Raw genomic sequence first — 25328 nt, 5'->3', positions numbered from 1 at the left:
GAAGCAACGAAAGGAATGCCATGAGTCTCGAGGGGGATTCGGGGGCGGTACTCACGCGACGGGCGTACGACTCCCTGCTGGATGCCGCGGAAACCTATCGCGAGGCCCTGGTGCTTCGGCTCTGTGGGGACGTCGGGCTTCGGCCGGCCGAGCTGACCCGTCTCACGATCGACGACATCGAGCAGGTGCGGATCGATCCGCCGCGATACCTGATGCGAGTTCCGACCGGTGACGGCGGACGCCGCACTGCCTACCTGCCGACCCGCGTCGAACGCGAACTTCGACGCTATGCCCGCAGTAACGACCTCTCGACCGACGACCGGATCTTCAGCGTGACGCCGCGCCGGCTCCAGATGCTCGTCTCCGACGTCGCCGATCGGGCGGCCGACCTGTTCGAGGATCCCGGTCTCACCGACGTTTCCACGAGCAGCCTCCGACAGTACTTCGCACACACCGCGCTGGTCGAACACGACGTCAACCCCCGCGTCGTCAAGACTGTGGGTGGCTGGCGCAGCTTCGAGGCCCTCGAATCGTACATGCCCGAACCGACTGACGGCGAAATCGTCGACGCCTTCGACGCCGTCGAGGAGCCATCGGGCCCCCGGTCCGGCGACCCGCGTTCCGGCCCCGCGGTGAGCGACGATAGCGTCGTCCGGCTGCTGTTGGCCGCGAGCGAACGCTACGCGCTCGTCCGCATCGACGCCGACGGCTACGTCGAACGCTGGAACCGGAGCGCGGCCGCGATGTTCGGCTATCGAGCCGGCGAAATCGTCGGCACCCACGTCTCCGCGTTTTACACCGACGACGCCGTCGAGGACGGTGCGCCCGAACGCACGCTCTCGAGGGCGCTCGAGGAGTCCGGCTGCGAGACCGATGGCTGGCGCGTCCACAAGGACGGCTCGCAGTTCCGTGCGACCGAAGTCGTCTCGCCGCTCCGGGACGACCAGGGCCGACACCGCGGGTTTGCCGTCTTCGTCCGCGATATGACGACCGCCTACGAGGAACTCGAGGACGTCCGCGAGCAGCGAAACGAACTCGACGGATTGTATGCGATCTCCCGGCGTCACCGGGCAGTGACGGCTGCGCTGCTCGAGTCGACCGATCACGAGGAGATCGAGACGGTGACGTGTACCACACTCACGGACGGACGGGGCTACGAGTTCGCGTGGATCGATCGAACGACGCTCGCGGATCGCCCCCGCGAGAGTCGCGCGTCCAGCGGAATCGATCTCGATGCGGTCGAGGGGGTCGTTCCCGACGAGTGGCACGCGGACGAACCGATCGCTGCCCTCGGGGGGCCGGAACCGGCGGCTGACACCGACGCGACCGACCAGGTGATGGTTGCGGGCGAGGTTACCGCGACCCTCGAGGACGGCGAGCGGTTCGAGGGGACCGTCGGGAGAGTCCCGCTCGCGTACGGCGACACCGTCTACGGGGCGCTTTCGCTCGCGACTGACCGCTCGAACGCCTTCGGCGAGGAGGAGCGGACGTGGCTCACGACGATCGGCCGGCAGGTCGGCTACGCGATCGGTGCCGTTCGCCGACGGAACCTCCTGCTGTCCGACCGGGTCCTCGAACTCGAGGTCGCCTGTCGCGACGACCGCTCCTTTTTCGTCGACGCCTCGCGTCGGCTCGATTGTCGGTTCGAACTCGATTCGCGGGTTCCGATCGGCGAGTCGACGCAACTCTACTACGTCCGACTCGAGGGGGCATCGCCGGTCGACGTCTTCGACCTCGCCGACGCCGCCACGGAAATCGAGGACTGTCGGTTGGTCGAAACCGACGAGGACGGGTGGCGCGTCGAGTTCGTCATCGAGGGTTCCTGTCCGATCGTCACGTTGTCCGAGTACGGCGTGACCGTCCACGAGGCGCTCTTCGAGGGCGGTACCGCGACGATCATCGGCGATTGTGCGGCCGACGCTGACCTCCGGACGATCGTCGATGGACTCCGCTCGTCGTTCCCCGACTCCGAACTGCTCGGGAAACGCGACGCCGAACGGACCGTCCAGACGGCCCGCGAGTTCCGCGAAGGGCTCGAAGATCGGTTGACCGACCGCCAGGTGGCTGCGCTTCGGGCAGCGTATTTCGGCGGCTACTACGACTGGCCACGGGAGAGCACGGCCGAGGAAATCGCCGACGCCATGGGTGTCTCCTCGCCGACGTTACACAACCACCTCCGGAAGGGACAACACGAGTTGCTTCGGACGTTCTTCGACGATCCGGCCGACTAGACGCGGCGATCGGGGCCCGCGACACGGAGCGAGCGGTCGGTACTCGTGGCTTCTCACGGACCTGTCGCATCGATTTCGCAGGGAGTGTCAGTTTGAGCGTCACCGCCTGGGATGGATACTAGCTCTCTAGGGCCGCGTCCTGGAGCGGACAGAATTGTCCCACATACTGGGACCACATCACGAACCGTGGCCCCTCTCGCCGGCAATAGCCGAATATATCGCGGACGATGACCCTCTCTCGCGTATTAATACAATACGGATTTGCTAGATCACCCTGTGAGAATCCGATCGGTTTTGCACAACTAGAGGCCGGCTTTACTATCATGGTTATCAATGATGTGGATGGACCATGTCACAGGACGATGCCAATCTCGAGGCACGACTCGAAGAACAGGAGGCGTTCGACCCTCCCGAGTCGTTCGTCGAGCAGGCAAACGTTACGGATCCGGGGATCTACGACGAGTTCGAGGAGAACTGGCCGGAGTGTTGGGAGCGGGCAGCCGATCTGCTCACGTGGGATGAGGCGTACGACTCGGTACTCGAGGACGGAAACGCACCGTTCTACGAGTGGTTTACCGGCGGAGAACTCAACGCGTCGTACAACTGCCTCGACCGGCACGTCGAAGACGGCGCCGGCGACAGCGTCGCGATCGAGTGGGAGGGAGAACTCGGCGAAACGCGGACGTTCACCTACGCGGAACTCCTAGACGAGGTCGAGGACTTCGCCGCGACCCTGCGAGACCTCGGCGTCGAAGAAGACGACGTCGTCACGCTGTACATGCCGATGATTCCGGAGTTGCCGATCGCGATGCTGGCGTGTGCCCGGATCGGCGCACCTCACAGCGTCGTCTTCGCCGGCTTCTCGGCCGACGCGCTGGCGACGCGGATGAACTCCGCCGACAGCGAGTATCTGGTCACCTGCGACGGCTACTACCGTCGCGGGGACGCGCTCGATCACATCTCGAAGGCCAACGAGGGACTCGAGGGCGTCGAGCACGAGGTCTCCGACGTCGTGGTCGTCGACCGACTGGGCGACGAGTTAGAGCACGACCTCGCGGACAACCAGCACGACTACGACGAGCTGGTGGCCGACCACGAGGGGGCGACGGTGGAGCCCGTCCCGCGGGACGCCGAGGACATGCTGTTCCTGATGTACACCTCGGGGACGACCGGGAAGCCGAAGGGGGTCAAGCACACGACGGGTGGCTACCTCGCGTACAGCGCCTGGACGAGCCATGCGGTGCTTGACATCGAAGCCGACGACACCTACTGGTGTTCGGCGGACATCGGCTGGATTACCGGCCACTCCTACATCGTCTACGGCCCGCTCGCGCTGGGCACGACGTCGGTGATGTACGAAGGAACGCCGGATTATCCCGACAAGGATCGGCTCTGGGAGATCGTCGAGAAGAACGGGGTCGACATCTTCTACACCGCGCCGACGGCCATCCGTGCGTTCATGAAGTGGGGCGAGGAGTACACGCAGAACCACGACCTCTCCTCGCTGCGCTTGCTCGGCACCGTCGGGGAACCGATCAACCCGCGTGCGTGGAAGTGGTACTACAAGCACATCGGCAACGAGGAGTGCCCGATCGTCGACACCTGGTGGCAGACCGAGACCGGGGGGATGATGATCACGACGCTCCCGGGGATCAACACCATGAAACCCGGCTCCGCGGGGCCGCCGCTGCCGGGGATCGACGCTCGCGTCGTCGACGCGCAGGGTGAGGAGGTCGACGCCGGACAGGCCGGGTACGTCACGGTCAACAACCCGTGGCCCGGCATGCTCCGCACGCTGTACAACAACGACGACCGATTCATCTCGGAGTACTGGCAGGAGTACTCCGATCCGGACGCCGACGAGTGGGTCTACTTCCCCGAAGACGGCGCCAAGATCGACGAAGACGGCTTCATCACCGTTCTCGGCCGGGTCGACGACGTGATCAACGTCTCCGGCCACCGGCTGGGAACCATGGAAATCGAGTCGGCCGTCGTCGGCGTCGAAGGGATCGCCGAGGCCGCCGTCGTCGGTGGCGACCACGAGGTCAAAGGCGAAGCGGTCTACGTCTACGCCATCCCCGAAGACGGCTACGAGGATCGAGACGACGAACTCGAGGAGAAGGCCATGGAGGCCGTCCTCGACTCGATCGGGCCCATCGCCAAGCCCGAAGAGATCATCTTCACGCCCGAACTGCCCAAAACCCGGTCGGGCAAAATCATGCGTCGCCTGCTCGAGGACATCGCGAGCGGGAACGAACTCGGGAACACCTCGACGCTGCGCAATCCCGAGGTCGTCGACGACATCGCAGCACAGGTCGAATCGGACTGAGGCGGTCCGGTTCGAACATCGACATTTCGGACCGACGAAACGACACTGATCGACAGACGCTACACGAAACTATGCCAGATAACACCAATCACGATACGGAAGACGGTTCCCGTGACATAGCGACCGACGGCGGGATGAGCGACGTCGAGCGCGAACAGCAAATCGACTACATGGACGTCGAGATCAACCTCTTGAAGCCGGCGACCCCGTTCATGCGGGATCACCTGCGGATCATCTGGATCGGCTTTGGCATCTGGGTGTTGACGACGTTCGCACCGATCACGGCGACGCGTCTCGCGCCCGATACGATGACGCAGTCGATACCACTGATCGGCTTCCCGTTGCACTACTTCCTGCTCGCGATCGTCGGACCGGGAGCAGCGCTCGTCCTTTCGGTGTGGTATGCACGAAAGCGCGACCAGATCGACGAGAAGTACGGGATCGAACAGGGCGTCGTCGAACCGGAGACGACCGACACCGTCCCCGACGACGCGGCCGCGACTGACGGAGGTGTCGACGAATGATCGACGCTGCCCCGCTGGTGGCCGATCTCGCGATCGGCGCGGCGGAATTGATGCCGCTGCAGTCGGGTTCCAAACTACTCCCGGAGAGTCTGAACGTCTCGTTCAAATTGCTGCCGGCGATCATCGTCATCGGGATGATGTTGCTGTTCATCGTTGCCGGCTTCATGTTCCAGGTCGCCGACACCGACGACATGTGGGTCGCCGGTCGGTCGATCGGGAACATCGAGAACGGGATGGCCATCGGGGCCAACTGGATGTCCGCGGCGACGTACCTCGGCGTGGCTGCAACGGTTGCGACAGCAGGCGTCTACGGCCTCGCGTACGTCATCGGCTGGACGACGGGCTACTTCATCCTGCTGATCTTCATGGCCGCCCAGATGCGGCGGTTCGGGAAGTACACCGCACCGGACTTCGTCGGCGACCGATTCAATTCCGACACCGCACGCGCCCTTGCGGCGCTCACCACGTTCCTGATCGGGTTCGTCTACGCGCTCGGTCAGGCCCGCGGGATGGGGCTCGTCGGGTTGTACATCCTCGGTGACTGGTCGGCGCTCACCGGCGGCTTGCTGACCGCGTACCAGACGATGATGGTCGTCTTCATGGTCATCACCGTCGCCTACCTCTCGCTGTCGGGGATGCTCGGCGCGACCAAGAACATGGTCCTGCAGTACGTCATCCTCATCGTCGCGTTCCTGCTCGGGCTGGTCGCGACCGGCTGGGCGGGCGGCTTCACCACGGTGCTCCCCCAGCTTCAGTACGGGATGATGATCGACAGTCTCGCGAGCGAGTTCTCGGCCCCGTTCGCGGGCGGGAGCTACTACCTGTGGGTCGCGACCTGTTTCAGCCTGGTCTTCGGGACGTGTGGACTGCCCCACGTGCTGGTCAGGTTCTACACGGTCAAGAACGAACGCGTCGCCCGCTGGTCGTGTACCTGGGGGCTGTTCTTCATCTCGCTGCTGTACCTCAGCGCGCCCGCCTTCGCTGCGGTCGGGACCGCGCTGTACGGCGATCAGATCGGTGCCGTCTACGGCGATCCCGGCATGACGAGCGCCGCCGGTGACGTCCTCGTCGTGTTGGCCGCACAGCTCGCCGGCCTTCCGGAGTGGTTCGTCGGCTTCGTCGCGGCGGGCGGCATCGCCGCGGCGGTCGCGACGACGGCCGGCCTGTTCATCGCCGCCTCGTCCGCGATTTCCCACGACATCTACGCGAACATCATCAACGAAGACGCGACGCAGCGCCAGCAGGTGCTCGTCGGTCGCCTGAGCATCATCCTGATCGGTCTGCTCACGATCATCTTCGCGTTGAACCCCCAGCAGCCGATCGCGGCCCTGGTCGGGTTCGCGTTCTCCCTCGCGGCCATCGTGCTGTTCCCGATGTTCTTCCTCGGACTCTGGTGGGAGAACACGAACCGGCAGGGCGCGCTCAGCGGCATGGTGACCGGCATCGTCGTCTGGTTCATCCCCATGATCAACGAGGGTAACTTCGGCCTCGTCAACGGTGGTGCGGGTCTCGGCATCGAGGCAATCTCGACGTGGATGCCGGCCATCGGCTCGGCACTCATCGGCACGCCGATCGTGTTCGCAGTGACGATCGCCGTCTCACTCGTGACCACCGAGCCGCCACTCGAGACCAAACAGATGGTCCGCCAGTGTCACAGCCCCGATCCGATGCCGAGTGACAAGACCGCGGCGGACATCGTCGCCGAGAAGAACCGGGACGGAAACGCACCTGCGGACGACTAATCATGTACGAGCGCATACTCGTTCCGACCGACGGAAGTAGAGTCGCGGAAGCAGCGGTCGATCACGCGATCGATCTCGCCCGGCAGTACGACGCGGAGGTCCACGCGCTGTTCGTCGCCGACACCGACGCGATCGCGTACGGGCTGGGTACCGAGCAGGTCGACCGGATCCGACAGGGTCAGTTCGAGGGAATGACGGAGTTACGCGAGGACGCCGAGGAGGCGACCGGCTACGTCACGGAGGCGGCCGAGACGGCCGGCCTGACTACCCACGAGCGCCACGCCGGTGGCGAGCCCCACCGAATGATCGCCGACTACGCCGAGGACAACGACATCGACCTCATCGTGATCGGCAGTCACGGCCGCTCCGGCGTCCGGCGAGCGCTGCTCGGGAGCGTCACCGAGCGCGTGCTCCGCTCGACGCACGTCCCCGTCCTGGTCGTCGACTACGAAGGCGAGGACTGACTCGGACGCACAAGAGTAACCTACGACCGACCCGATTCTTTCGACATGACACGGCCATTATCCACACGGACAGGAGGGCTCCCGCGATGAGCGTCGTCGATCGCCTGCGTGAACACGTCGAGGACAACGGATCCGGCATGATCTACGACCTGCTGTTCGCCGTCATCTGGGTCGCGCTCGTGAGCTTCCTCTTCGATTTCGTCTTCACCGGCGCTCCCAGATGGGTCTTCTACATGTTCATGCTCGCAGGCATCGTCGCCTACTTCGGCTTTTTCTTCTCGCTCGAGCAGGCCAAACAGCAGTGACGACAGGAGTCGTTCTCGGAAACGCTTCAGCGACGAAGTCGTTCTCGGAAACAATGCATCGACGGGGGAGGATCGGTCGCTCGCGTCTCAGACGGTCTGCTGTCCCGATGGACCAGCGCACCCGCAGGCGGTTCGCGGTTGCGCCGTCACTGACACGGTAGTCCGTCTCACCCGTCCTCTCGGGCCGCGATCGCCCGCTGTCGCACGCGGAAACTCAGCAGGGCGACGGCGGCGAAAATGACCGGTGTCGCCAGATCCGACGGCGAGCCGGACAGGGCGGGTAGCACGCTCATTCCCGCCATCGTGGCGAACAGCAGCGCAAGTAGTCCGGCGATCGGGACGACGAATCCCTCCGTGAACGTCGACCACCGCTCCTCGCTTGGCTCGTTGCTCATAGGTACCATTGATCGTATGCTACCTAATAGCTATGCTGTTCCACGGTCGTCGGCGCGACGACGGACGGCCCCCAGGGGGCTTACGAGGAGTATTCGGCCTCGGTCAAACGGACGATAAGCGTCTCTTCGACGTCCCGAAGGTCGTACTCAGGCCGGCCCCCGTCGGTCCGTCGAACGTACAGCGGTTCGACGAGTCGATAGGTCGGCCCGGCATCGGCAGTCGGCACCGAGTCCGGATCGATGCGCTCGAGGCCGTAGATCTTGCAAAATTCCGCGGTATCGTCGGGGTCGATATCGCCGTTTCGGAGTCGGATAGCCAGCGGCCGCGAGAGCCACTCTCGATCGCTGACGCTGGGCTCGGAGACGAGTACTTCGTCGACGAACCGTGTGAGATACCAGTTCAGATCGTTCAACAGTGAGACGGCAGCACCGATGCTGACGGTTCGGACGGCAAGCGAGTTCTCGAAGGGGCGCTCCAAATCGTAGGTCGAAAGCGCTTCCCGGGCCGTTTCGCGGGAGAGCAACTCGTACTGGAGGTTGGTCCCGGCCTCGCCGATCAGACAGACGCGGGTCACTACGCTGTGGTGGGACCGACGGTGTAATGTGGGTTTCGGCTTCCGGATGTCACCGGTGTCGGCGTCCGTCGATACTGCTGACGGTCGAACGGTTCGCCCCGAATTTCGTTCTCAAACGGACTGTCTCGGGGTCTTGTTTGCCTGAGTGGTCCAAAAAGGTTATAATTGCCAGCGGGTAAGCCACGCATAGAGATGGTAGCCGAAATTGCACCGCTGTTCATTCCCGGCGGCATGGGGCCTCCGGAGCTCGCCATCATCCTTATCATCGCGATCCTGCTCTTCGGGGCGAACAAGATCCCGAAGCTGGCACGATCGACTGGTGAGGCGATGGGTGAGTTCCAGAAAGGTCGCGAGAAGGTGGAAACGGAACTCGAAGAAATGCGCGAAACCGGCGAGTTCGAAGGCGACAAAACCGAGGCCGACCTCAACGAGGACGACGAGTTCGTCGAGACGGAGCCCGTCACTAGCGAGGGCGAGACGAACACCGAAACGGAAACCAACTAACGTTCTTTTTGCGCTGGGCGTGTGGCCTAGCGGATAGGGCAGGAGGTTCCTAACCTTCTGATCGTGGGTTCGAATCCCGCCACGCCCGTTCTGCGAGGAGCGGACGCGACGAGCGAACGGGCACGGATTCGAAGCAGACCGAGGTTCCGCGAGCGGGTTCTCGGGCGTGGTTCGAATCCCGCCACGCCCGTTATCCTGCGAGCGACAGCGAGCACTGAAAGCGGCTCTGCTTGTTCTGGTGGTGACGAGAGCGAAATCGACGACCGATCGTCTTGCCCGCTCACAGTAATGGGACGCGTCAGCAATCGATGCTCGGATAGTTCGAAGCCTGTCACACGCCCGCAGTGGACGTCGCTCGTGAACCCGGGAACGCGATCTCGAGCCAACACGCGACCCACAGAGGGGCCTCCGGTTCGAGTCGACCTGACACCCATACTAGTCGTGACCTAGCCGATCGTCCCAGCCCGATCCGGCCAGCGTCGTGCCGCTCGTCGATGCGGGCCGTCGCTAGCGACCGGTATCGTGATCGTGCCGTCAGTGGCTCCCGCCCCGTTCGCGGTTTGGCTCACCGAAGCGGGTTAGCACCTCGAGTTCCTCCTCGGGGACGTCCTCGAAGGCAGCGCGGGCGATGACGCGGCGGTGGACCTCGTCTGCGCCGTCGACGATGCGGAACTGGCGGACCGATTCGTAGAACTCCGAGAGCGGGAGGTCCTTACCGATGCCGTTCGCACCGCAACACTGCACCGCGAGGTCGATGGCATCCTGGGTGACGTTCGCAGTGAACACCTTACACATCGAGACGGGGACGCGGGCCTCGTCGCCGGCGGCGATCCGGTCGGCGGCGTCGCGGATGCCCGTTCGGGCCATGTGGAGTTTCGTCTCGGCGTCGGCGATCCGGTGGCGAAGGGACTGCTTGTCCGAGAGTGTGGTATCGAACCCCTCCCGTTCGCTCGTGTAGGCCTTCGCGATGTCGAGCGAGCGCTGGGCCATCCCGGAGTAGCGCATGCAGTGGGTCAGTCGCGCAGGACCGAGTCGTTCCTGGGCGTGGACGAAGCCCTGGTTCAACTCGCCGAGCAGGTGTTCCTCGGGAACGCGGACGTTCTCGTAGCGGATCTCGGCGTGTGAGGCACCGTGGCTCCCCCCGCCCATGTGGGGGACATCGCGAACGACGTCGACCCCGTCGGCATCGCTCGGGACGAGAAACAGCGAACACCCTTCGTAGGGATGGGCGTCGGGATCGGTTCGGGCCAGGACGATCAGCACGTCCGCTTCGACGCCCTGTGTCGTCCACCACTTGTGGCCGTCGATGACCCACTCGTCGCCGTCTTTCTCGGCGACCGTCTGGATCATTTTCGGATCCGAGCCTGCACCCTGCATCGGCTCGGTCATCGAGAACCCGGACTTGATCTCGCCGGCGACCAGCGGTTCGAGGTAGGTCTCTTTTTGCAGGTCGTCGCCGGCCAGCTCGAGGAGATGCATGTTCCCCTCGTCGGGGGCGTCGACCCGCATCGCGACCTGTCCGAGGAGGCTGCGGCCGGCTTCCTCGAAGGCCGGGAGCGAATCCCGGAAACTCAGCCCCATGCCGCCGTATTCCTCGGGGATCTGCGGGGCGTACACGTCGTATTCGCGAGCGGCCTCGCGGAGGTCCGCGATGGTGCCACCCGAAACGGCCATCCCGCCGGCCCGCTCGCGCTCGATCGGCAGAACGACCTCCTCCATTAATGCGTTGGCACGGTCGGCGACCTCGCGTGCCTGGTCACTGTCATTGTAGCGCATAGTAGGGGTTCCCCCGATCGAAGACTAAGCGTTGGGAGAACACCCACGCGGTCGCAACTATCCCCATGATTTTTGATGGCGAACTGGGGGACCGAACTTGATCGGTTCGGGCTGGCGATATATCGGTTCCGGCGGGGTTCCAGAACGCGGGACACGTGCCTGAACGATTATCGTGCCGTCCAGCCGCCGTCGGCCGCGAGTACGGAGCCGGTCACGTAGCCGGCGGCTTCGCTCGCGAGGAAGACGACGGGACCGGCGATCTCAGAAGGTTCGGCGAACCGGTCTAACGGCGTTCGATCGACGATCGATTGGCGCAGCCGGTCGTTTTCCTCGAGGTCCGCGGTCAGTTCCGTCGAGACGTAGCCCGGCGCGACGGCGTTGACCCGAACGTCGGGGGCCCAGTCCAGCGACATGCTTTTGGTGAGCCCGACCAGTCCGTGTTTGGAGGCGACGTAGGGATGTTGGCGTGGGAGTCCGACCAGACCGCCGACGCTCGCGACGTTGATCACCGAGCCGCCGTCGCTCTCGAGGAGGTGAGCCGCCGCCGCGTGCGTGACCTCGTACGCGCCATTCAAATTAACGTCGAGCACGCGATCGAGGCTCTCGGTATCGACCTCTTCGGGCCGACCGAGCGCGTCGTCGGGATTGAAACCCGCGTTGTTGACGACGACATCGACGCCGCCGAATTCGGCCGCCGCCCGGTCGATGACGTCATTGACGTCGGCCGAGTCCGTTACGTCCGCGGAGACGGCGACTGCGTCCCCACCTGACTCCCGAATCTCCCCGGCGACGGCTTCGATTTCGTCCGTCGATCGGGCGCTCGGCACGACGGCGGCGCCTGCGTTCGCCAGTTCGATGGCGATCGCACGGCCGATGCCACGTCCGCCACCCGTCACCACTGCAACTCGTCCGTCGAGATCGAAGAGGTCGCTCATCGGTCCTCCGTTTCGGCGGCACCACCCTCAAGCTTTGGCACAGTTCGTGGCTCGGTGGATTCTCGGCCCCTGGAGTACCAAGGGTTCCCCAACGACGGCCAAACGTGGCGTGGACAAGCCATCGTAGCTCCGCCCCGTCTCGATCCGTCGTCGAATACCACTCCGTTTCGAACACTCCCAACGGCCACTCGCCGGAACATACCAATAACCCAACCAAACTTTGTACCGAATCATGTCATATCGTAAAAAATAGTTGGTTCGGAATTATCAGAACTGGTAATTGGCGGATGAGTTTTTTGAAGGGGGAGGGTTAGTGTGAACTCAATGGCTATTGACGAGGCTGACCAGTCGGATGCCGGGGACTTTTCTGAGGGGGAGGCATCCGACCCTGAATCGGAAGACAAGCGCCTTAATGAAACTGAACTGACATCTGGTTCAGCGGTCAGAGTCGGCGAGTACACCTGGGAAGAGTTCATGGACGAGCACGGGTACGGCGACGAAGTATCTTCGCTGTATCCCGACGACAGCACGGGGACGGACGGCCAGCTCGGGCTCGATACCGGCGAGGTCGGATCGACAGCCCCCAGCGGGGACGACTGGGACCGAGTCGAGTTCGATCCGGAATCGTACCTCGGCTATCACCCGGACGACCTCGAGGAGCAACTGCTGCCCATCGCCGGCGACAACGCTGCCACGCTCTACCCCATCGTCCAGAAGTACGTCGATCCGGAGACGACCCCGGTGGTCAAGGACATCTGGACCTGGGAACACTACAAGCGGGAGTACGGCTACGACGATGACGCATCGTCGCTCGACAAATCGGAGGCGCTTGGCTTCGATCCCGACACGTTGACGGACCGTCTCGCCGCCGGCAACGACGCTGCACTCGCGGTCGACGACATCGTCGAGGAACGAACCGTCAACGTTCAGGAGGAACTCGACGAGGACGAGTTCTTCTCGACGGTCGCGGGCAACACCACCGTTTCCAACCGGTACGACCTCGAGAAGGCCGTTCCGTTCGAGAAGAAGTCACACTTCCGTGAGGTCGAGCGCTACTGGGTCAACAAACCCTACGCATACGTCGTCATTTTCCACTCGGAGAAGGAAAACGAGAAGAAGTACTACATGATCGAGCCCTACCAGAACGAGATCGAGACGGAACTCCAGGAGTTCCTCTCGGGCAAGCTCAGGAAGGCGATCAAATACTCCGAGGAGGGGATCAAGGAGAAGACGAGCGAGGACGGCCGCCGAAGCGTTATCGAGGACGAGACCCGACGGTTACTCAAACGGTACGACCTCTTCGAGGCGACCTCCGGCGATGCGTCCAAGGGGATTTTCCAGACGCTTCAGGGACTGCTCGACGACGACGAGGATGGGACGATCGAGAACGACGGCCCAGGGCAACTTCAGGGAATCGAGGTCCGACCGGAGCCGGTCATTCTCGAGGAGGATCCGGACACGCTGAGCGAGTACCAAGTCGAGAAGCTCCTGTACCGACTCAAGCGTAACTTCATCGGCTACGAGCGCATCGACGGGATCAAACACGACATCAACGTCGAGGACATCTCCGTCGACGGCTACAACTCGCCGGTGTTCGTCTACCACTCCGAGTACGAACAGATCATCTCGAACATCTACCACGGCGAGGACGAACTCGACGACTTCGTCGTCAAACTCGCCCAGCGGTCGGGCAAAGGGATCAGTAAACGACTTCCACAGGTCGACGCGACGTTGCCCGACGGCTCTCGTGCACAGCTTACGCTCGGCAAGGAAGTCTCCGACCACGGGACCAACTACACCATCCGTCAGTTCAAAGACGTCCCCTTCACCCCGATCGACCTCATCAACTGGAACACCTTTAGCCTGGACGAGATGGCGTTCCTCTGGCTCGCGATCGAGAACCACAAGAGCCTGATCTTCGCCGGTGGTACTGCATCCGGGAAGACCACCTCGCTGAACGCCGTCTCGCTGTTTATCCCCTCGAACGCGAAGATCGTCTCCATCGAGGACACCCGCGAGGTCGAACTCCCACAGCGAAACTGGATCGCCAGCGTCACCCGCCCCTCCTTCTCCGACGACGAGCAAGGCGACGTCGACGAGTTCGACCTGCTCGAGGCCGCGTTGCGCCAGCGACCCGACTACATCGTCATGGGTGAGATCCGTGGTGAAGAAGGCCGAACGCTGTTCCAGGTCATGTCGACCGGTCACACGACCTATACCACGTTCCACGCCGACTCGGTCGACGAGGTTCTCAAGCGATTCACCACGGACCCGATCAACGTCTCGAAGACGATGTTCACGGCACTGGATCTGGTTTCGATCCAGACCCAGACGCGAGTGCAGGGGAACAAGGTGCGCCGGAACAAATCACTGACCGAAATCAACCATTACGAGGCCGAACACGACGAGATCAACGTTCAGGACGTCTACCAGTGGCAAGCCGAAACCGACGAGTTCCTCAAGATGGGGGACTCGAACACCTTGGAGGAGATCCAGTTCGACCGCGGGTGGAGCAAAGAGAAACTCGAGGAGGAACTGTTCAAACGCGAAGTCATCCTCGCGTACCTCATCAAGAACGGGCTCAATACGTACGCCCAGGTCGCTGCAACGGTTCAGGCGTTCATCAACGATCCCGACACCATTCTCACCCTCATCGCGAACGGCCAACTCGAGGACAGCCTCGAAGACCTCCGCGAGATGGAAAGCGTCCTGATCGACGTCGATCAGGAGAAAGAAGAGCTCGTCCCCCGTCCCGAGGCGACGGACGAGACGTACAACCTCTCGACTGATCTCCTCGAACGGGCCGAGGAATCGGTGTTCGAGGAGTTTCGCGGGGAGGTCCCAAGCGGCCTCGCGAGCGCGCTCGGCAACGTCGAATCGGACGATCCGATCGAAGTCGACCGTGGTGATACGGATGACTTCGAATTCGACAGCGCTCTCGACGAGTCCGTCGAGGAGGAAACGTGGGAGTTGGGCGACGGCTCCGCCGAGTTCGCGGTCGAAGCTGATGACGGTGGGGCGGGCGGTAACGAGCCGGCATGGCTGAGCGACGACAGCGGATTCGACATCGGGAGCGACGATAGCGAGCCTACGGATACCGTCGCTGCCACAGCCAGTAGCGCGTCCACTGGGGATCCAACGACTGACTCCGACTCCGACTCCGACTCCGAATCAGGCACCGCTGCGCCGGCGTCGACGGCGGACGGAGACGCCACGTTGCCGGCCGCCTCGAACCGAGAGACCGGGACTGGTGACACTGCAGGATCGACAGCGGGCGACTCGACGGTACTCCCGTCCGACGACGCCGAGGACGGTGATCTCGGTGGACTGTTCGACGATATGGGCGAAACCATCGACGAGATCGGCGATCAGGACCCGGAGACGGCACCGACACGCGAGGGGTCGACGGCGACACGTGGAGCGGACGCCGACGAAATCGATTCGATGTTCTCGGACGACGACATCGAGTCGATCTTCGATCCGGAATCGGGCGACAACGCGTCGACCGGTGACTTCAGCGAGCAGTTCGAGGACGATGGAGCGTCGACGAGCGACGGCGAGGAGGCGGGCGAAGCCGACACGACGTCGATGACAGCTGCCGACACTGCCGGGGAACCCACGAGCGAGAAACGGGAGCCGCCGACGATCGAAATCGACGACGGTACCGAGGAACCCCCGGACGACACGGATTCGGCTGCCGAGCCGACGACCGATGAGCCGACGGCTGACGAGGTCGACGACGACGGCGAATCGATCTTCGGCAACGAATCCGATTCCATCTTCAGCGAGGACGATACCGCGGACGCGGCCGACGATGACAGTTCGATGTTCGACGGCGCTGATTCGAGCGACGACGCGTCGATCTTCAAAGACGACGCTGCCGACGAATCCGTGGCTGACGACACCGGCAGCATGTTCGACGCTGACGGAAGCGACGAGGAGAGCGACTCATGAGCCTCCAAACGCAAGACGGTGGCGGCTCGGGTATGTCCGCCAGTTCCGACGCGCTCGGTGACCGATTCTATCCGCTGTACGAACGGCTGTTCGGTGACGACAGCGAGTTCGTCTCCGACGTCGAAACGAAACTGGCACAGGCCCGGATGACGGACACGGTCGAGCTGTACCTCTCTCGGGCGCTCGGGATCGGCTTTATCAGCGGAGCGAGTCTCTGGCTGGTCGGACTCCTCCTGGGCTATGGCGTCTTCGCCTTCGGTCTCCTCGAAAACGAGACGCTCATCGGTATCCCGGTCGGTCACGGATTCCTCCTCGACCTCATCGAGTTGCTTCGCGTTCCGGCGATCGTCTTCTTCACAGGGCTTGTATTGGGATCGATCGGCTTTCTGATCGGGTTCGGATCGATGGTCGCGATCCCCTATTCGCGTGCGTCCGCCCGGAAACGCGAAATCAACATGCTGTTGACCGACGCAGTCTCGTTTATGTACGCGCTGTCGGTCGGTGGCCTCAACCAACTCGAGATCATCGATGCGATGGCCCAGGCCGACGACACCTACGGCGAAGTCGCAATGGAGTTCCAGAGTATCGTCAAGGAGACCGAGTACTTCGACATCGACTACCGGACTGCTATCAGAAAGCAGGCCCTCGAGACTCCCAGCGACGATCTCTCGCAGTTCCTGACGGACATGCTCTCGATCGTCAACAGCGGCGGTGACATAGAGAGCTTTCTCGAGGACAAGAAAGAAAAGCACATGCGGACTGCAAAGCAGGAACAGGAACTGACTCTCGAGACGCTCGAGTTGTTCGGCGAGATGTACATGACGCTGTCTCTGTTCCCGCTGTTGTTGATCATCATCATGGTCATCATGCAGATGATTCCGAGCGCAGACGTGTCGAATCGGATGCTTTACATGGTCGTCTACGGCCTGATTCCGATGATCGGCGTCGGCTTTATCGTCCTCGTTTCCACGGTCAAACACGACGAACCCGGCGACGGTTACCTCTCGATGGGGGCGACGGACCAGCGGACCGAAACCGGCCAGGAAGGCGGGTTGCTCAGTCTCGGACTCATCGAGCAGTTCACCGGGACGCACAGCGTCTTCGATCGGATCAAGAACCGGGAAGGAACCTACGAGACGATGGAAGTCCTCCGGAAACCCCATCTGTTCTTTCGGGACAATCCGCTGGTAACGCTCGCGTTGACCGTCCCGACGGCACTGGTCGTCGTCGTCACGGCCATGGTCAACGGGATGGCACCGATGTCCTGGGAGGAACTGCTGGATCAACCGATCTGGGGGACGTTCCTCTATCTCTACTTGCCGTTCTATATCATCGCACTCCCGCTCGCTATCTTCCGGGAGTGGAACGTTCGGTACAGAAACGCCATCGTCAACAAACTCTCCGAGAACCTCCGGAAGCTCTCGAGTTCGAACGAAACCGGGCTGACGCTACTCGAGTCACTCAAAGCAGTCTCCGATACGACCAGCGGGAAACTAGCCCGCGAGTTCGAGGAGATGCACACGAAGGTCAACTACGGGACGAGCCTCAAAGAGGCGCTCATCGAGTTCAACAACAAGTACCACATCCCACGGCTCGCTAGGACGACCCGTCTGATAACCGAGGCACAGGAAGCGTCGAACCAGATCTCTGAGGTGCTGCGGACGGCCGCAACTGCAAGCGAGAATCACGACGACATCGAACGGGAACGGAAGTCACGAACCCGGATGCAGATCGTGATCATTATCATGACGTTCATGACGGTGCTTGCAGTGATCGCGATCCTCAAGACGCAGTTCATCGATACGATGGCCGGCCTCGAGACCAGCGGTGGTGGCGGCGGCGCTGATGGGATGGGGCAGGCAAACTTCAGTGAGAACGTCAACGTCAATATGCTGTCAGTGTTGTTCTTCCATGCGGTAACGCTGCAGGGGATCATCTCCGGGTTCATCGCCGGCTATATCCGCGATGCAAGCATATTGAGCGGGTTGAAATACGCGATCGCCCTCTCGGCGATCGCTCTCATCGGCTGGACGCTGGTGGCCTAACATGAGTCGGAAGCGAACTCCCGATCGACGTCAGGATCGAACGCGGGCTCGCCGGCCCCGAACGGTTTCCCTCTCGATGGACGATCGAGGCCAGACCACGCAGGACTTCGCCGTCGGGATCGGTCTGTTCCTGCTGGCGGTCGCGTTCGTCTTTTTGTTTCTCCCAACGATCGGGACGCCGTACGAATCGTCGGCTGGCGCGGACAGAGCACAGGCCGATCGGATCGCCGATCGGATCGTATACGACCTCTCGACGGAGACGCCCAACGAGATCGATGGAAGCGGGTTCAACAGCGAATACAACGAGAAGGATCTGTCCACCCAGCTCGGCCTGCGTGCAAGCAGCAGCGACGACATGGTCTACGATCGAATAAACGTAAGTATCGAAGCGTTCGACGGAACGCCCGTCGACGAGTCCGAACTGTCGGGCGGTGATGTATATCACAACCAATCCGCAGCGAGTTCTGCGCGCATCGTAACGATCGACGACGATGGGATTTCGGCCGATAGCAGTGACTGTAACCCAGGATGTCGACTCGTCGTGAGGGTCTGGTGATAGCATGTTCGGAACGAACTCGTCCGACACCGACCGCGGACAGGCCTACACACTCGAGGGACTCATCGGCGCGATGATCGTGTTGATGGCCGTCCTCTTTGCGCTACAGTCGGCCGTCATCATGTCGTCGACGGGTGGAGAGGGCGACCAATCGGTCCAGGAACAGGTCCAACAGGAGGTACAGGACTCGCTGATCGTCGCAAACCAGGAGGGGAACCTTTCCGAACTCGTTCGAAACTGGAACGCTGAGGGAGAGTTTGAAAACGCGAGCCAGCCGATCAACGGGACGAACACCTACACCGTATCGGAGTTCGAAAACGAATCCAAACTAGGGCGGATCCTGAATCAACGCTTCCAAGACCCGAAATACAACGTCGAACTCCATCCGGTGAACAGTTCCAAGCGTCACCTCGTCTATCAGGCCAGTCCACCACCGAGTGCCTCGATAGCGAGCTACACCGTCACGCTGTACGATAACCAGACCGTGACATCGGCATCGGTTTCCAAGGAACTCCATGCCACCGATTCGGACACACGAATTATCCCACGGGAGTATCAGGACGAAACATCGCTCTACAACGTCGTCGAGGTGCGGGTGATCGTATGGCGATGATGAGCGACGATCGTGCGCAACTGATCCTCATCGGTGCGATTGCCCTCGCCTTCGTCATTCTGGGTATCGTCGTCGTGTACAACGGCGTTCTGTTCACGGAGACGCTTTCCTCCAGTGAAACGAGTCAGAGCGCGAGTTCCGCTGCCGTAACGGAGCACGAACTCAACCAGAGCGTTGGCTGTCTGCTCGTGTGGGTCGAAGCGGAGTCGAGTGCGGAGGACGAGTCGTTAGAGGACCTTGCGGAGACGAACGTATCGAGGTTCGATAGTGCCTATCGGAATGCGACCGTACAGTCGACGCCGGCTGTGGTTCAGCTCAGCGACATCGATGCGAACGCGAGTGGGGAGGACTTGCAAAACGTAACCGTGACAACTGAGTACGAGTCACATTCGCTCAGCTACAACCGAACTCGGACGATCGACAAAGGATGTCCCGGTGGTGGAACGTGATCGCGCGACGTGGCGATCGAGATCGTGCGGTCTCGATTACGATCACACACGTTCTCACGATCGCTGTCACGACGATTCTGATAGCCATGCTATTGACGAGTGCCAGTACGATGCTCGATACCGAAACCGACCGGAGTACCGAGTCCTCCCTCGAGACGATCGGCGAACGACTCGCCGACGAGATCGGGAACGTCGATCAGATCGCGGGAGCGAGCGACGATACCGTGGCGATGGTCGCAGACCATCCACGGCGGGCAGCCGCCTCGGGATATACCGTCGAATTAGAAACGAGCTGTTCTGCATCCCTGCTCGACGGGTCGACGGACTGTCTGATACTGACGGCGAACAGCGCTGACGTCGTCGTTTACGTTCCGATCAAGACGGATCGGCCGATCGCCGACGGCAGCGATGCGGCCGGTGGACCGATCGAGATACGGTACGACAGTACCGAAATTTCGATCACGGAGGGGCCCCGATGAGATCAAACCGCGATCGACCGGCCACGTTCACGGACTCTCGGGACCGTGGCGTCTCGGAGGTACTCGCGTTCATTCTGGTGTTCGCGACGATCATGGGCTCGGTGGCGCTACTGTCGACGGTCGGCTTTCAGACGATGGCCGACTTTCAGGAGGGAGAACAGCTTCGAAATAGCGAACGGGCGATGATCGCACTCGCGGACAATTTCAACACCGCCTTGCATTCCGACAGTATCGAGACACGGAACAGTGAACTAGCAGTACGAGGCGGAACGGTTACGACCGGTAATGGCGGGACAGTCGTTTCTATCGATTTCGAATCGAGCGAGAGCGGGACTATCGATAGAGACGTCCCGCTGGGCGTCCTGGCGTACCAATCCGGGTCGGATACGATCGCATACGAAGGCGGTGGCGTCGTCCGATCCGACGGCGAGGGGAGCGTCGCGCTCAAAAACCCCCAGCTCAGATGTACGCCTGGGTCGGGCGGTTCCGATAACGGAACGGCGATCATCTCGCTCGTGGCGATCGATTCTGCCAATCGGTCGATCCAAACCAGCGGGACGCTCGAACTGGAGATGAACGTAACGAACCACGAACGAACCGTCTACGACGTGACCGGCAGCAACGAAGTAACGGTAACGTCAAGCAGCGACTACACAACCGCGTGGGACGGCATTCGTTCGACCGGTGGCTGGTCCGGTGGGACCTGTGAACACGTCGATCAAGCCGCCGTCACCGTCGTCACCGTCGATATCACGTATCCCAATCCCCGGTAAGCATCGCCCGCAACCCCGCTCGAGCGGCCAGCGCCTGGACGCGGGCGGCTCGTTCCTCGACGGTCCCTGCAGTCTCGAGATAGAGGCCGTTCGAGAGCTGTGTCGACGCGGCCATCGGTGAGCCGTCGGCGTGGACCGGGTCGCTGTTCAGCACCGTGCCGTCGGCCTCGTCCGGGCTCCAGGGAACGGTGACCCCGGAGAGGCCACGCTCGAAGAGGTACTCGGCTGCTCCCACGAGTGCCCCCTCCGACGTCGAGTGGCCGATCGCACCGATCGAGCCGCGGTCGTTGAACAGCCGGACGACGTACTCACTTTCCTCACCGTCCTCGGTCCCGTTCTCGGCGTCCGTGTCGTCGTCGGGCTCCCGTCGCTCGGCGTCGTCGTCTCGAGCGGGAGCCTCCCGGCCGTTCGATTCGGTCGACGCTGCCGTGTCCGCGACTCGTCCGGTCCCAGCGTCCTCGTTCGCGTCCGTCGTGGTGTGCCGGCTCGGGTCGGTCGCGGATCCGGTTTCGGCGGTATCTCCGTCGGTCGGTGTCTCGCTGGAGATCGTCGATTCGTCGAATCGAACCGAAACGTCCGCGACGGCGTTCGGTTGCTCGGAGTCAGCGTCGGTGAACGCCACGACGAGCTGGTCGAGAAACCGATCGATCGCGGATTCGAACTCGTCGTCGTAGACGTCGCCGTGAGCGGTTGCCGCCGTGAGCTGTTCGCCGATCGAATCGACGAGCCGTGACCGCTCGATCGCGAGCTGGCGGGCGACGTGATTCCGCGAGTGCTGTGCGAGGCGACGACCCAACGCGTCTCGCGAGTAGAGACCGACTGTCGATTCCCCGTCAGTGAGTTCCGAAAGCCTGAGTGTGTGGTACTCGATGTCCGTCGTTCCCGCGAGCAGGAGGTACTGGCGGCCGTTCGTGTAGATCGCGCGGTCGACGCCCGTCCAGGCCATCGCCTGCTGGAGCGCGTTTGCTCGCGTCTCCTCGAGGGGCTCGTCGGCTGCCTCGACGGCGACGAACAGCGCTGGAACCGAATCCACCAGCAGGACGTACTCGAGGGGGGTATCGTCGATGGACCGGTCGGTAACACACGACTCGGCTCGGAGGTCCCAGCCAAGCGTTTCGAGGAAGGGTTCGACGAGCCAGGTACGGGTCTCCCGTCGCGACGCTGGCGGCGAGGAGTCGACCAGCGTCCCAGCGCGGGCGACGAACGAGCGGAGGTCGAGCGAAGGCATCCCTGGGGGGTATTCGGCGGACCGGCATGTAATACCTGGTTGCGTTCCACCCACTGAACTGGCGTCCGTCGGCGTCGGGGAGAGCCACAGCTCCAGGCGTTGTCTCGGGAGGTGGCAATCGGCGTCCTCGCCGGTAGCTGCGTTACGATTCGGGGCTCGAGTTCACACGCCGATCGGGGGCTCCATCGTTCGGCTCCGTCAGTTCTCGTTGATAGATCCGGAGTCGGGCCTCGCGGACGGCGAAGGCCGACTGGAGGGTCGGCGGTATCGTCTCGGCCTTTCCGATGACGAGGTAACCGTCCGTCCGGAGGGACCTGGCGATCGTCTTGAGCATCGGCTCTTTGTACGCGTTGTCGATGTAAATAAACAGGTTCCGACAGATGACGAGATCGAACCCCGATTTGGGCCCGTCGTTGATCAGGTCGTGGCGCTGGAAGCGAACGTTTCGCTGGACGTGATCACTGATCCGGTAGGTTCGATCGTCGACGTCGACGTACTGGCGGTAGTCATCGAGAAAGGAAAGTTGGTCGTCGAGATCGATCGTTCGGGATTCCTCGTAGACGCCCGCTCGGGCGGTCTCGAGTGCTGGTGTACTGATGTCGGTTCCGAGAACGTAGACGTTCGATTCGTCGATCTCGGGGTCGTCGTGGGCGAGCATCGCCAGCGAGTACGGTTCCCGTCCGTCGGCACACGCGGCGCTCCAGACGCGGACGGTGGTCGTACTCGTGGAAAGCGTCCGGAGGACAGCGCGAATCCCTTCCCAGACGTCCGGGTTTCGAAAGAAGCCCGTGACGTTGATGCTCAACGCCTCGAGCAGCGCCTCCTGTTCGGTCGGATCGGTTCGGAGCTTCTCCAAGTACGTCCCGTAGGTTTCGCGTTGCGTCCGACGCATCCGCGAGGAGACCCGCCGGTCGAGGTAGCTGTCGTTGTAGTGGCTCGTCGCGAACGACAGCTCGTCCTCGACGAACGTAAGAAGGGCTGTGAACGCCTCGTCGTCAGCAGTCGTCTCGGCACGTCTTCGATCCCCATCGGAATCGTTGCCAGCGTCGCCGTCCCCGTTGCCGATCACAACTTCGTCACTCCGTTGTTGCCGTCGGAGGTCTTCACGACGAGCGTCCCCGTTCCGGGCGTGAACTCCACGGTCCGGCCGTACTCACCGCCGACGTCCTCGGCCTCGAGTGGCACCCCGAGTTTCTCGAGTTCCGTCTTTGCGGCGGCGATGTTTCGCTTTCCGACACCGTCACCGAAGCTCTCGAATTCGAACATGTCGCTGCCGCCGGCGATCTTCGCCTCGACGGCAGTGTAGTTGGCCCCTTGTTCGACCATTCGGCGTAGCAACGCCCTGATCGCCGTGTCGGCGTACTTGCCGGGTTTGCGGTCGCTGTTATCCGCGGCGTCGCCGTCGGGCAACATTACGTGTGCCAATCCGCCGATTTCGGCGTTCGGATCGTAGAGTGCGATGGCAAGACACGAGCCGAGCCCGTAGGACTTGAGCGTGTCGTCACCGTCGCTGACGACCAGTTCGGAGATCCCGACCTGGACCGGCGTCGGTGCCCCCGGTTCGGTGCCGTAGGTTTTCATGTGTTATCGACTTCCTGAAACTCCGCCGTCGTCTTGGCGTCTTCGATCCGGTCGACGTCGAGGCTGTTCAGCGCCCGCTCGAGGTCCGACTCGTCGGGGATCGCGTACACTTCACAGTCGAACTCGCGGCCGTCGGCCATGACGACCGTGTCGAAGACGAACGCGAAGTCCTGATTCTCGCCGAGTTGAATAATAACCGGATCGACGGCCGCAGCGCCGATATCGTGGATGAACTCCGGCGTGGAGTGGTCGATCGTCGTATCGAGTACGTTCGCCCACCCATCGAGGAATCCGCTGGCCATGATGTTGCCCAGTTCCTTGATCGCGCTCGTTCCCATCTCGCCGAACCCGTCTTCATCGACCTCCATGGGAACCATCGCGTCGACGATCTCGTGAGCCGACTCCTCGTCGAACAGGAACAGCAGATACCCACTGGGCATGCCGTCGAACTCGAATGCGACTCCGACCAGTTTCTCTTCGGCGACCTGTTCGGGGATCGCCTCGAGCGAGACGAAGTTGAGCCGACGGATCTCGACGCTCGTATCGATCCCGGTCAGGGTAGTCGCGGTCTTGGCGACCTCTTCGGCACCGCGCTCTGCCATCCGATCGAAGCCATCGAGCTTGTCGTACTCGATGCCGTCGCTCGTCCGCAGCCGCTCGAGGAGTTTCGACATCGACTCGCGTTTCGGGAAGAGGTAGTGGCTGAACCCGACCTCGGTGCCGACGGTCTCGATCTGGCTCTGGAAGAGCAATGCGAGGTCGTCGTCGGCCGGCGCCTCGTCGATATCGCCGAAGAACGGTTCGGAGGATTTGCCTTCGACGAACTCCGGGGTGGAGACGTCGATGACGGTCTCCAAGACGTCGGCCCAGCCGTCGATAAAGCCACTGTTCATGATGTGGCCGACCTCCGTCGCGGCGCTTTCGGTCATCTCGTCGAACCCGTCTACGTCGCCGACGTCGGCGTCGACATCAGCATCGGGCCCGGCCTCGGCGAGCAGGGTTTCGACGATCCGAATCGCGTTTTCGCGCTCGAAGACGACGACCGAGTATCCCTCGATCCCACCGGTCAGCTTGACCCGAACGCCGACCTTTTCGGTCGAATCCTCGAAATCACGCCGGATCTCCTGGCCTCGCATGAAGTTGAGTTTCGTCACGCCGACCTGTGTCTCGACGCCCAGCATATGGGTGAGTCGGCCCGCGGCCAGTCCCGCTCCTTCTCGAGCCATCCGGTAGAACGTGCCGAGTGCATTGACGTCGAGTTTCATGCGGGTTGGACTTCGATGCCGTTGACCATTTCGACGAACTCTTCTAAGTCGGGGAAAGCGTAGATCTCTGCTTCGATCTGATAGCTGGGAACCGCCAGGTCGGAATCGAAGAACAAGGCGAGATCGTCGCCGCCGAGACTCGCCGTCCGGGTGACGATGTCGCCCGTCGGCGCGTAGACGAGCTGTGGCGCGGCGATATCGATTGCGCGGCCGAGCACGTCGGCCCAGCCGTCGATAAAGCCACTGGCCATCATGTTGCCCATCTCCTCGACGGCGCTGCGAGCCATCTTGCCGGAGACGTCGCCCATGTCGTCGACGACCTCGCGAAGCATGATCGCCGTGATCTTCTTTGCGCTTGCCTCGGGGAAGAGGATCAGAATGTGCCCGTGGGGTGGGTCGAGCAGCCGGACGCGGACGCCGACTCGCTTGCCGCCGTCGAGCTGGGACTCGATGTCGTCGACGTCGATGAAGTTAGTTTTCGTCACCTCCATCTGGGCGTCCTCGCCGGTCAGTTTGCTCATGTTATCGGCGACGCCGTTCGTCCCGACCTTCGCCATCTCGTTTATGAAACTCAGCTTTCGAATGTCGACCATCATCGTCATGGA

The 25328-nt window shown here is 62.4% G+C and carries 23 protein-coding genes and 1 tRNA gene; 15 read left to right on the top strand and 9 right to left on the bottom strand.

Translation table 11 applies throughout. From position 1 onward, the window contains the following. Positions 1-20: 20 nt before the first annotated feature. The 6 genes from CP557_RS10475 (at position 21) to CP557_RS10450 (ending at position 7595) form a co-directional block, all read left to right on the top strand. Entirely contained in the window at positions 21-2231 is a 2211-nt protein-coding gene (locus CP557_RS10475; protein ID WP_097379850.1) for a bacterio-opsin activator domain-containing protein, read from the top strand. A 349-nt stretch (positions 2232-2580) separates the two neighbouring features. Beyond that, positions 2581-4560 carry an acetate--CoA ligase gene (acs, locus tag CP557_RS10470; RefSeq protein ID WP_097379849.1) on the top strand — a complete coding sequence of 660 codons (1980 nt, stop codon included), beginning with the start codon at positions 2581-2583 and terminating at the stop codon, positions 4558-4560. A gap of 71 nt (positions 4561-4631) precedes the next feature. Next, the gene (locus tag CP557_RS10465) at positions 4632-5084 is read left to right on the top strand and encodes a DUF4212 domain-containing protein (RefSeq protein WP_097379848.1); all 453 of its coding nucleotides are present in this window, start codon (positions 4632-4634) and stop codon (positions 5082-5084) included. Further along, positions 5081-6826 carry a sodium:solute symporter family transporter gene (locus tag CP557_RS10460; RefSeq protein WP_097379847.1) on the top strand — a complete coding sequence of 582 codons (1746 nt, stop codon included), beginning with the start codon at positions 5081-5083 and terminating at the stop codon, positions 6824-6826. The genes CP557_RS10465 and CP557_RS10460 overlap by 4 nt, the downstream gene beginning before the upstream one ends. 2 nt (positions 6827-6828) lie before the next feature. Beyond that, complete coding sequence (locus CP557_RS10455; RefSeq protein ID WP_097379846.1) at positions 6829-7290, top strand: universal stress protein; 462 nt, start codon at positions 6829-6831, stop codon at positions 7288-7290. Positions 7291-7376: 86 nt separating this feature from the next. Further along, positions 7377-7595, top strand: coding sequence for a hypothetical protein (locus CP557_RS10450; protein WP_097379845.1), 219 nt, complete (start codon positions 7377-7379; stop codon positions 7593-7595). 167 nt (positions 7596-7762) lie between these two features. Here CP557_RS10450 and CP557_RS10445 read toward each other — a convergent pair whose 3' ends face one another. Together CP557_RS10445 and CP557_RS10440 are read right to left on the bottom strand one after the other, a co-directional pair. Next, positions 7763-7990, bottom strand: a complete 228-nt coding sequence (locus tag CP557_RS10445) for a hypothetical protein (protein WP_097379844.1) — start codon at positions 7988-7990, stop codon at positions 7763-7765. Positions 7991-8070: 80 nt separating this feature from the next. Continuing rightward, a complete protein-coding gene (locus CP557_RS10440) occupies positions 8071-8565 on the bottom strand; it encodes a DUF5804 family protein (RefSeq protein WP_097379843.1) in 495 nt (164 codons plus the stop codon). A gap of 192 nt (positions 8566-8757) precedes the next feature. Between CP557_RS10440 and tatA the strand changes: the two genes are divergently transcribed. Then, positions 8758-9069, top strand: coding sequence for a twin-arginine translocase TatA/TatE family subunit (tatA, locus tag CP557_RS10435; protein WP_097379842.1), 312 nt, complete (start codon positions 8758-8760; stop codon positions 9067-9069). Between the two features lie 15 nt (positions 9070-9084). Then, positions 9085-9157 (top strand) — tRNA-Arg (locus CP557_RS10430). 446 nt (positions 9158-9603) lie between these two features. Here CP557_RS10430 and CP557_RS10425 read toward each other — a convergent pair. Then, on the bottom strand, positions 9604-10845 hold the full coding sequence (locus tag CP557_RS10425) for an acyl-CoA dehydrogenase family protein (protein ID WP_097379841.1): 1242 nt from the start codon (positions 10843-10845) through the stop codon (positions 9604-9606). Between the two features lie 167 nt (positions 10846-11012). Further along, positions 11013-11780, bottom strand: a complete 768-nt coding sequence (locus CP557_RS10420) for an SDR family NAD(P)-dependent oxidoreductase (protein WP_097379840.1) — start codon at positions 11778-11780, stop codon at positions 11013-11015. Positions 11781-12104: 324 nt separating this feature from the next. Between CP557_RS10420 and CP557_RS10415 the strand changes: the two genes are divergently transcribed. Genes CP557_RS10415 through CP557_RS10385 form a run of 7 tightly spaced genes read left to right on the top strand, consistent with a single transcriptional unit; the run spans position 12105 to position 20649 of the window. Beyond that, complete coding sequence (locus tag CP557_RS10415; RefSeq protein ID WP_097379839.1) at positions 12105-15734, top strand: ATPase, T2SS/T4P/T4SS family; 3630 nt, start codon at positions 12105-12107, stop codon at positions 15732-15734. Continuing rightward, positions 15731-17779 (top strand): type II secretion system F family protein, encoded by a 2049-nt coding sequence (locus CP557_RS10410; protein WP_097379838.1) that lies wholly within the window; start codon positions 15731-15733, stop codon positions 17777-17779. Before CP557_RS10415 ends, CP557_RS10410 begins: the two co-directional genes overlap by 4 nt. Position 17780: 1 nt before the next feature. After that, positions 17781-18335, top strand: coding sequence for a DUF7287 family protein (locus tag CP557_RS10405; protein ID WP_097379837.1), 555 nt, complete (start codon positions 17781-17783; stop codon positions 18333-18335). Between the two features lie 4 nt (positions 18336-18339). Next, positions 18340-18948, top strand: a complete 609-nt coding sequence (locus CP557_RS10400; protein ID WP_097379836.1) for a DUF7288 family protein — start codon at positions 18340-18342, stop codon at positions 18946-18948. After that, positions 18948-19397, top strand: coding sequence for a hypothetical protein (locus CP557_RS10395; RefSeq protein ID WP_245852974.1), 450 nt, complete (start codon positions 18948-18950; stop codon positions 19395-19397). Before CP557_RS10400 ends, CP557_RS10395 begins: the two co-directional genes overlap by 1 nt. Next, the gene (locus CP557_RS10390; protein WP_245852973.1) at positions 19394-19876 is read left to right on the top strand and encodes a DUF7266 family protein; all 483 of its coding nucleotides are present in this window, start codon (positions 19394-19396) and stop codon (positions 19874-19876) included. Before CP557_RS10395 ends, CP557_RS10390 begins: the two co-directional genes overlap by 4 nt. Then, on the top strand, positions 19873-20649 hold the full coding sequence (locus CP557_RS10385) for a DUF7289 family protein (RefSeq protein WP_097379833.1): 777 nt from the start codon (positions 19873-19875) through the stop codon (positions 20647-20649). The genes CP557_RS10390 and CP557_RS10385 overlap by 4 nt, the downstream gene beginning before the upstream one ends. On the opposite strand, the gene CP557_RS10380 is transcribed toward CP557_RS10385, so the two are convergent. The 5 genes from CP557_RS10380 to CP557_RS10360 all read right to left on the bottom strand — a co-directional run bounded on the left by CP557_RS10380 (position 20627) and on the right by CP557_RS10360 (position 25325). Beyond that, positions 20627-21877 (bottom strand): hypothetical protein, encoded by a 1251-nt coding sequence (locus CP557_RS10380; RefSeq protein ID WP_097379832.1) that lies wholly within the window; start codon positions 21875-21877, stop codon positions 20627-20629. The two genes, CP557_RS10385 and CP557_RS10380, sit on opposite strands and share 23 nt — an antisense overlap. A 142-nt stretch (positions 21878-22019) precedes the next feature. After that, positions 22020-22946 carry a CheR family methyltransferase gene (locus CP557_RS10375; protein WP_097379831.1) on the bottom strand — a complete coding sequence of 309 codons (927 nt, stop codon included), beginning with the start codon at positions 22944-22946 and terminating at the stop codon, positions 22020-22022. After that, entirely contained in the window at positions 22943-23458 is a 516-nt protein-coding gene (locus CP557_RS10370; RefSeq protein WP_097379830.1) for a chemotaxis protein CheD, read from the bottom strand. The genes CP557_RS10375 and CP557_RS10370 overlap by 4 nt, the downstream gene beginning before the upstream one ends. Beyond that, entirely contained in the window at positions 23455-24723 is a 1269-nt protein-coding gene (locus CP557_RS10365) for a chemotaxis protein CheC (RefSeq protein WP_097379829.1), read from the bottom strand. Before CP557_RS10365 ends, CP557_RS10370 begins: the two co-directional genes overlap by 4 nt. Further along, positions 24720-25325 (bottom strand): chemotaxis protein CheC, encoded by a 606-nt coding sequence (locus CP557_RS10360; RefSeq protein WP_097379828.1) that lies wholly within the window; start codon positions 25323-25325, stop codon positions 24720-24722. Before CP557_RS10360 ends, CP557_RS10365 begins: the two co-directional genes overlap by 4 nt. Between the last annotated feature and the right edge of the window lie 3 nt (positions 25326-25328).

Source organism: Natrinema ejinorense (assembly GCF_002494345.1).
In the GTDB taxonomy this organism is placed as follows: Archaea; Halobacteriota; Halobacteria; order Halobacteriales; family Natrialbaceae; genus Natrinema; species Natrinema longum.
Note: the sequence above shows the minus strand (reverse complement) of the source record. Positions and strands in the feature narration are given on the sequence as shown.

Coding starts and splice junctions, on each gene's coding strand:
- CP557_RS10475 (WP_097379850.1), top strand. CDS start 21: ATGAGTCTCGAGGGGGATTCGGGGGCGGTACTCACGCGACGGGCGTAC.
- acs (WP_097379849.1), top strand. CDS start 2,581: ATGTCACAGGACGATGCCAATCTCGAGGCACGACTCGAAGAACAGGAG.
- CP557_RS10465 (WP_097379848.1), top strand. CDS start 4,632: ATGCCAGATAACACCAATCACGATACGGAAGACGGTTCCCGTGACATA.
- CP557_RS10460 (WP_097379847.1), top strand. CDS start 5,081: ATGATCGACGCTGCCCCGCTGGTGGCCGATCTCGCGATCGGCGCGGCG.
- CP557_RS10455 (WP_097379846.1), top strand. CDS start 6,829: ATGTACGAGCGCATACTCGTTCCGACCGACGGAAGTAGAGTCGCGGAA.
- CP557_RS10450 (WP_097379845.1), top strand. CDS start 7,377: ATGAGCGTCGTCGATCGCCTGCGTGAACACGTCGAGGACAACGGATCC.
- CP557_RS10445 (WP_097379844.1), bottom strand. CDS start 7,990: ATGAGCAACGAGCCAAGCGAGGAGCGGTGGTCGACGTTCACGGAGGGA.
- tatA (WP_097379842.1), top strand. CDS start 8,758: ATGGTAGCCGAAATTGCACCGCTGTTCATTCCCGGCGGCATGGGGCCT.
- CP557_RS10425 (WP_097379841.1), bottom strand. CDS start 10,845: ATGCGCTACAATGACAGTGACCAGGCACGCGAGGTCGCCGACCGTGCC.
- CP557_RS10420 (WP_097379840.1), bottom strand. CDS start 11,780: ATGAGCGACCTCTTCGATCTCGACGGACGAGTTGCAGTGGTGACGGGT.
- CP557_RS10415 (WP_097379839.1), top strand. CDS start 12,105: ATGGCTATTGACGAGGCTGACCAGTCGGATGCCGGGGACTTTTCTGAG.
- CP557_RS10410 (WP_097379838.1), top strand. CDS start 15,731: ATGAGCCTCCAAACGCAAGACGGTGGCGGCTCGGGTATGTCCGCCAGT.
- CP557_RS10405 (WP_097379837.1), top strand. CDS start 17,781: ATGAGTCGGAAGCGAACTCCCGATCGACGTCAGGATCGAACGCGGGCT.
- CP557_RS10400 (WP_097379836.1), top strand. CDS start 18,340: ATGTTCGGAACGAACTCGTCCGACACCGACCGCGGACAGGCCTACACA.
- CP557_RS10395 (WP_245852974.1), top strand. CDS start 18,948: ATGAGCGACGATCGTGCGCAACTGATCCTCATCGGTGCGATTGCCCTC.
- CP557_RS10385 (WP_097379833.1), top strand. CDS start 19,873: ATGAGATCAAACCGCGATCGACCGGCCACGTTCACGGACTCTCGGGAC.
- CP557_RS10380 (WP_097379832.1), bottom strand. CDS start 21,877: ATGCCTTCGCTCGACCTCCGCTCGTTCGTCGCCCGCGCTGGGACGCTG.
- CP557_RS10370 (WP_097379830.1), bottom strand. CDS start 23,458: ATGAAAACCTACGGCACCGAACCGGGGGCACCGACGCCGGTCCAGGTC.
- CP557_RS10365 (WP_097379829.1), bottom strand. CDS start 24,723: ATGAAACTCGACGTCAATGCACTCGGCACGTTCTACCGGATGGCTCGA.
- CP557_RS10360 (WP_097379828.1), bottom strand. CDS start 25,325: ATGACGATGATGGTCGACATTCGAAAGCTGAGTTTCATAAACGAGATG.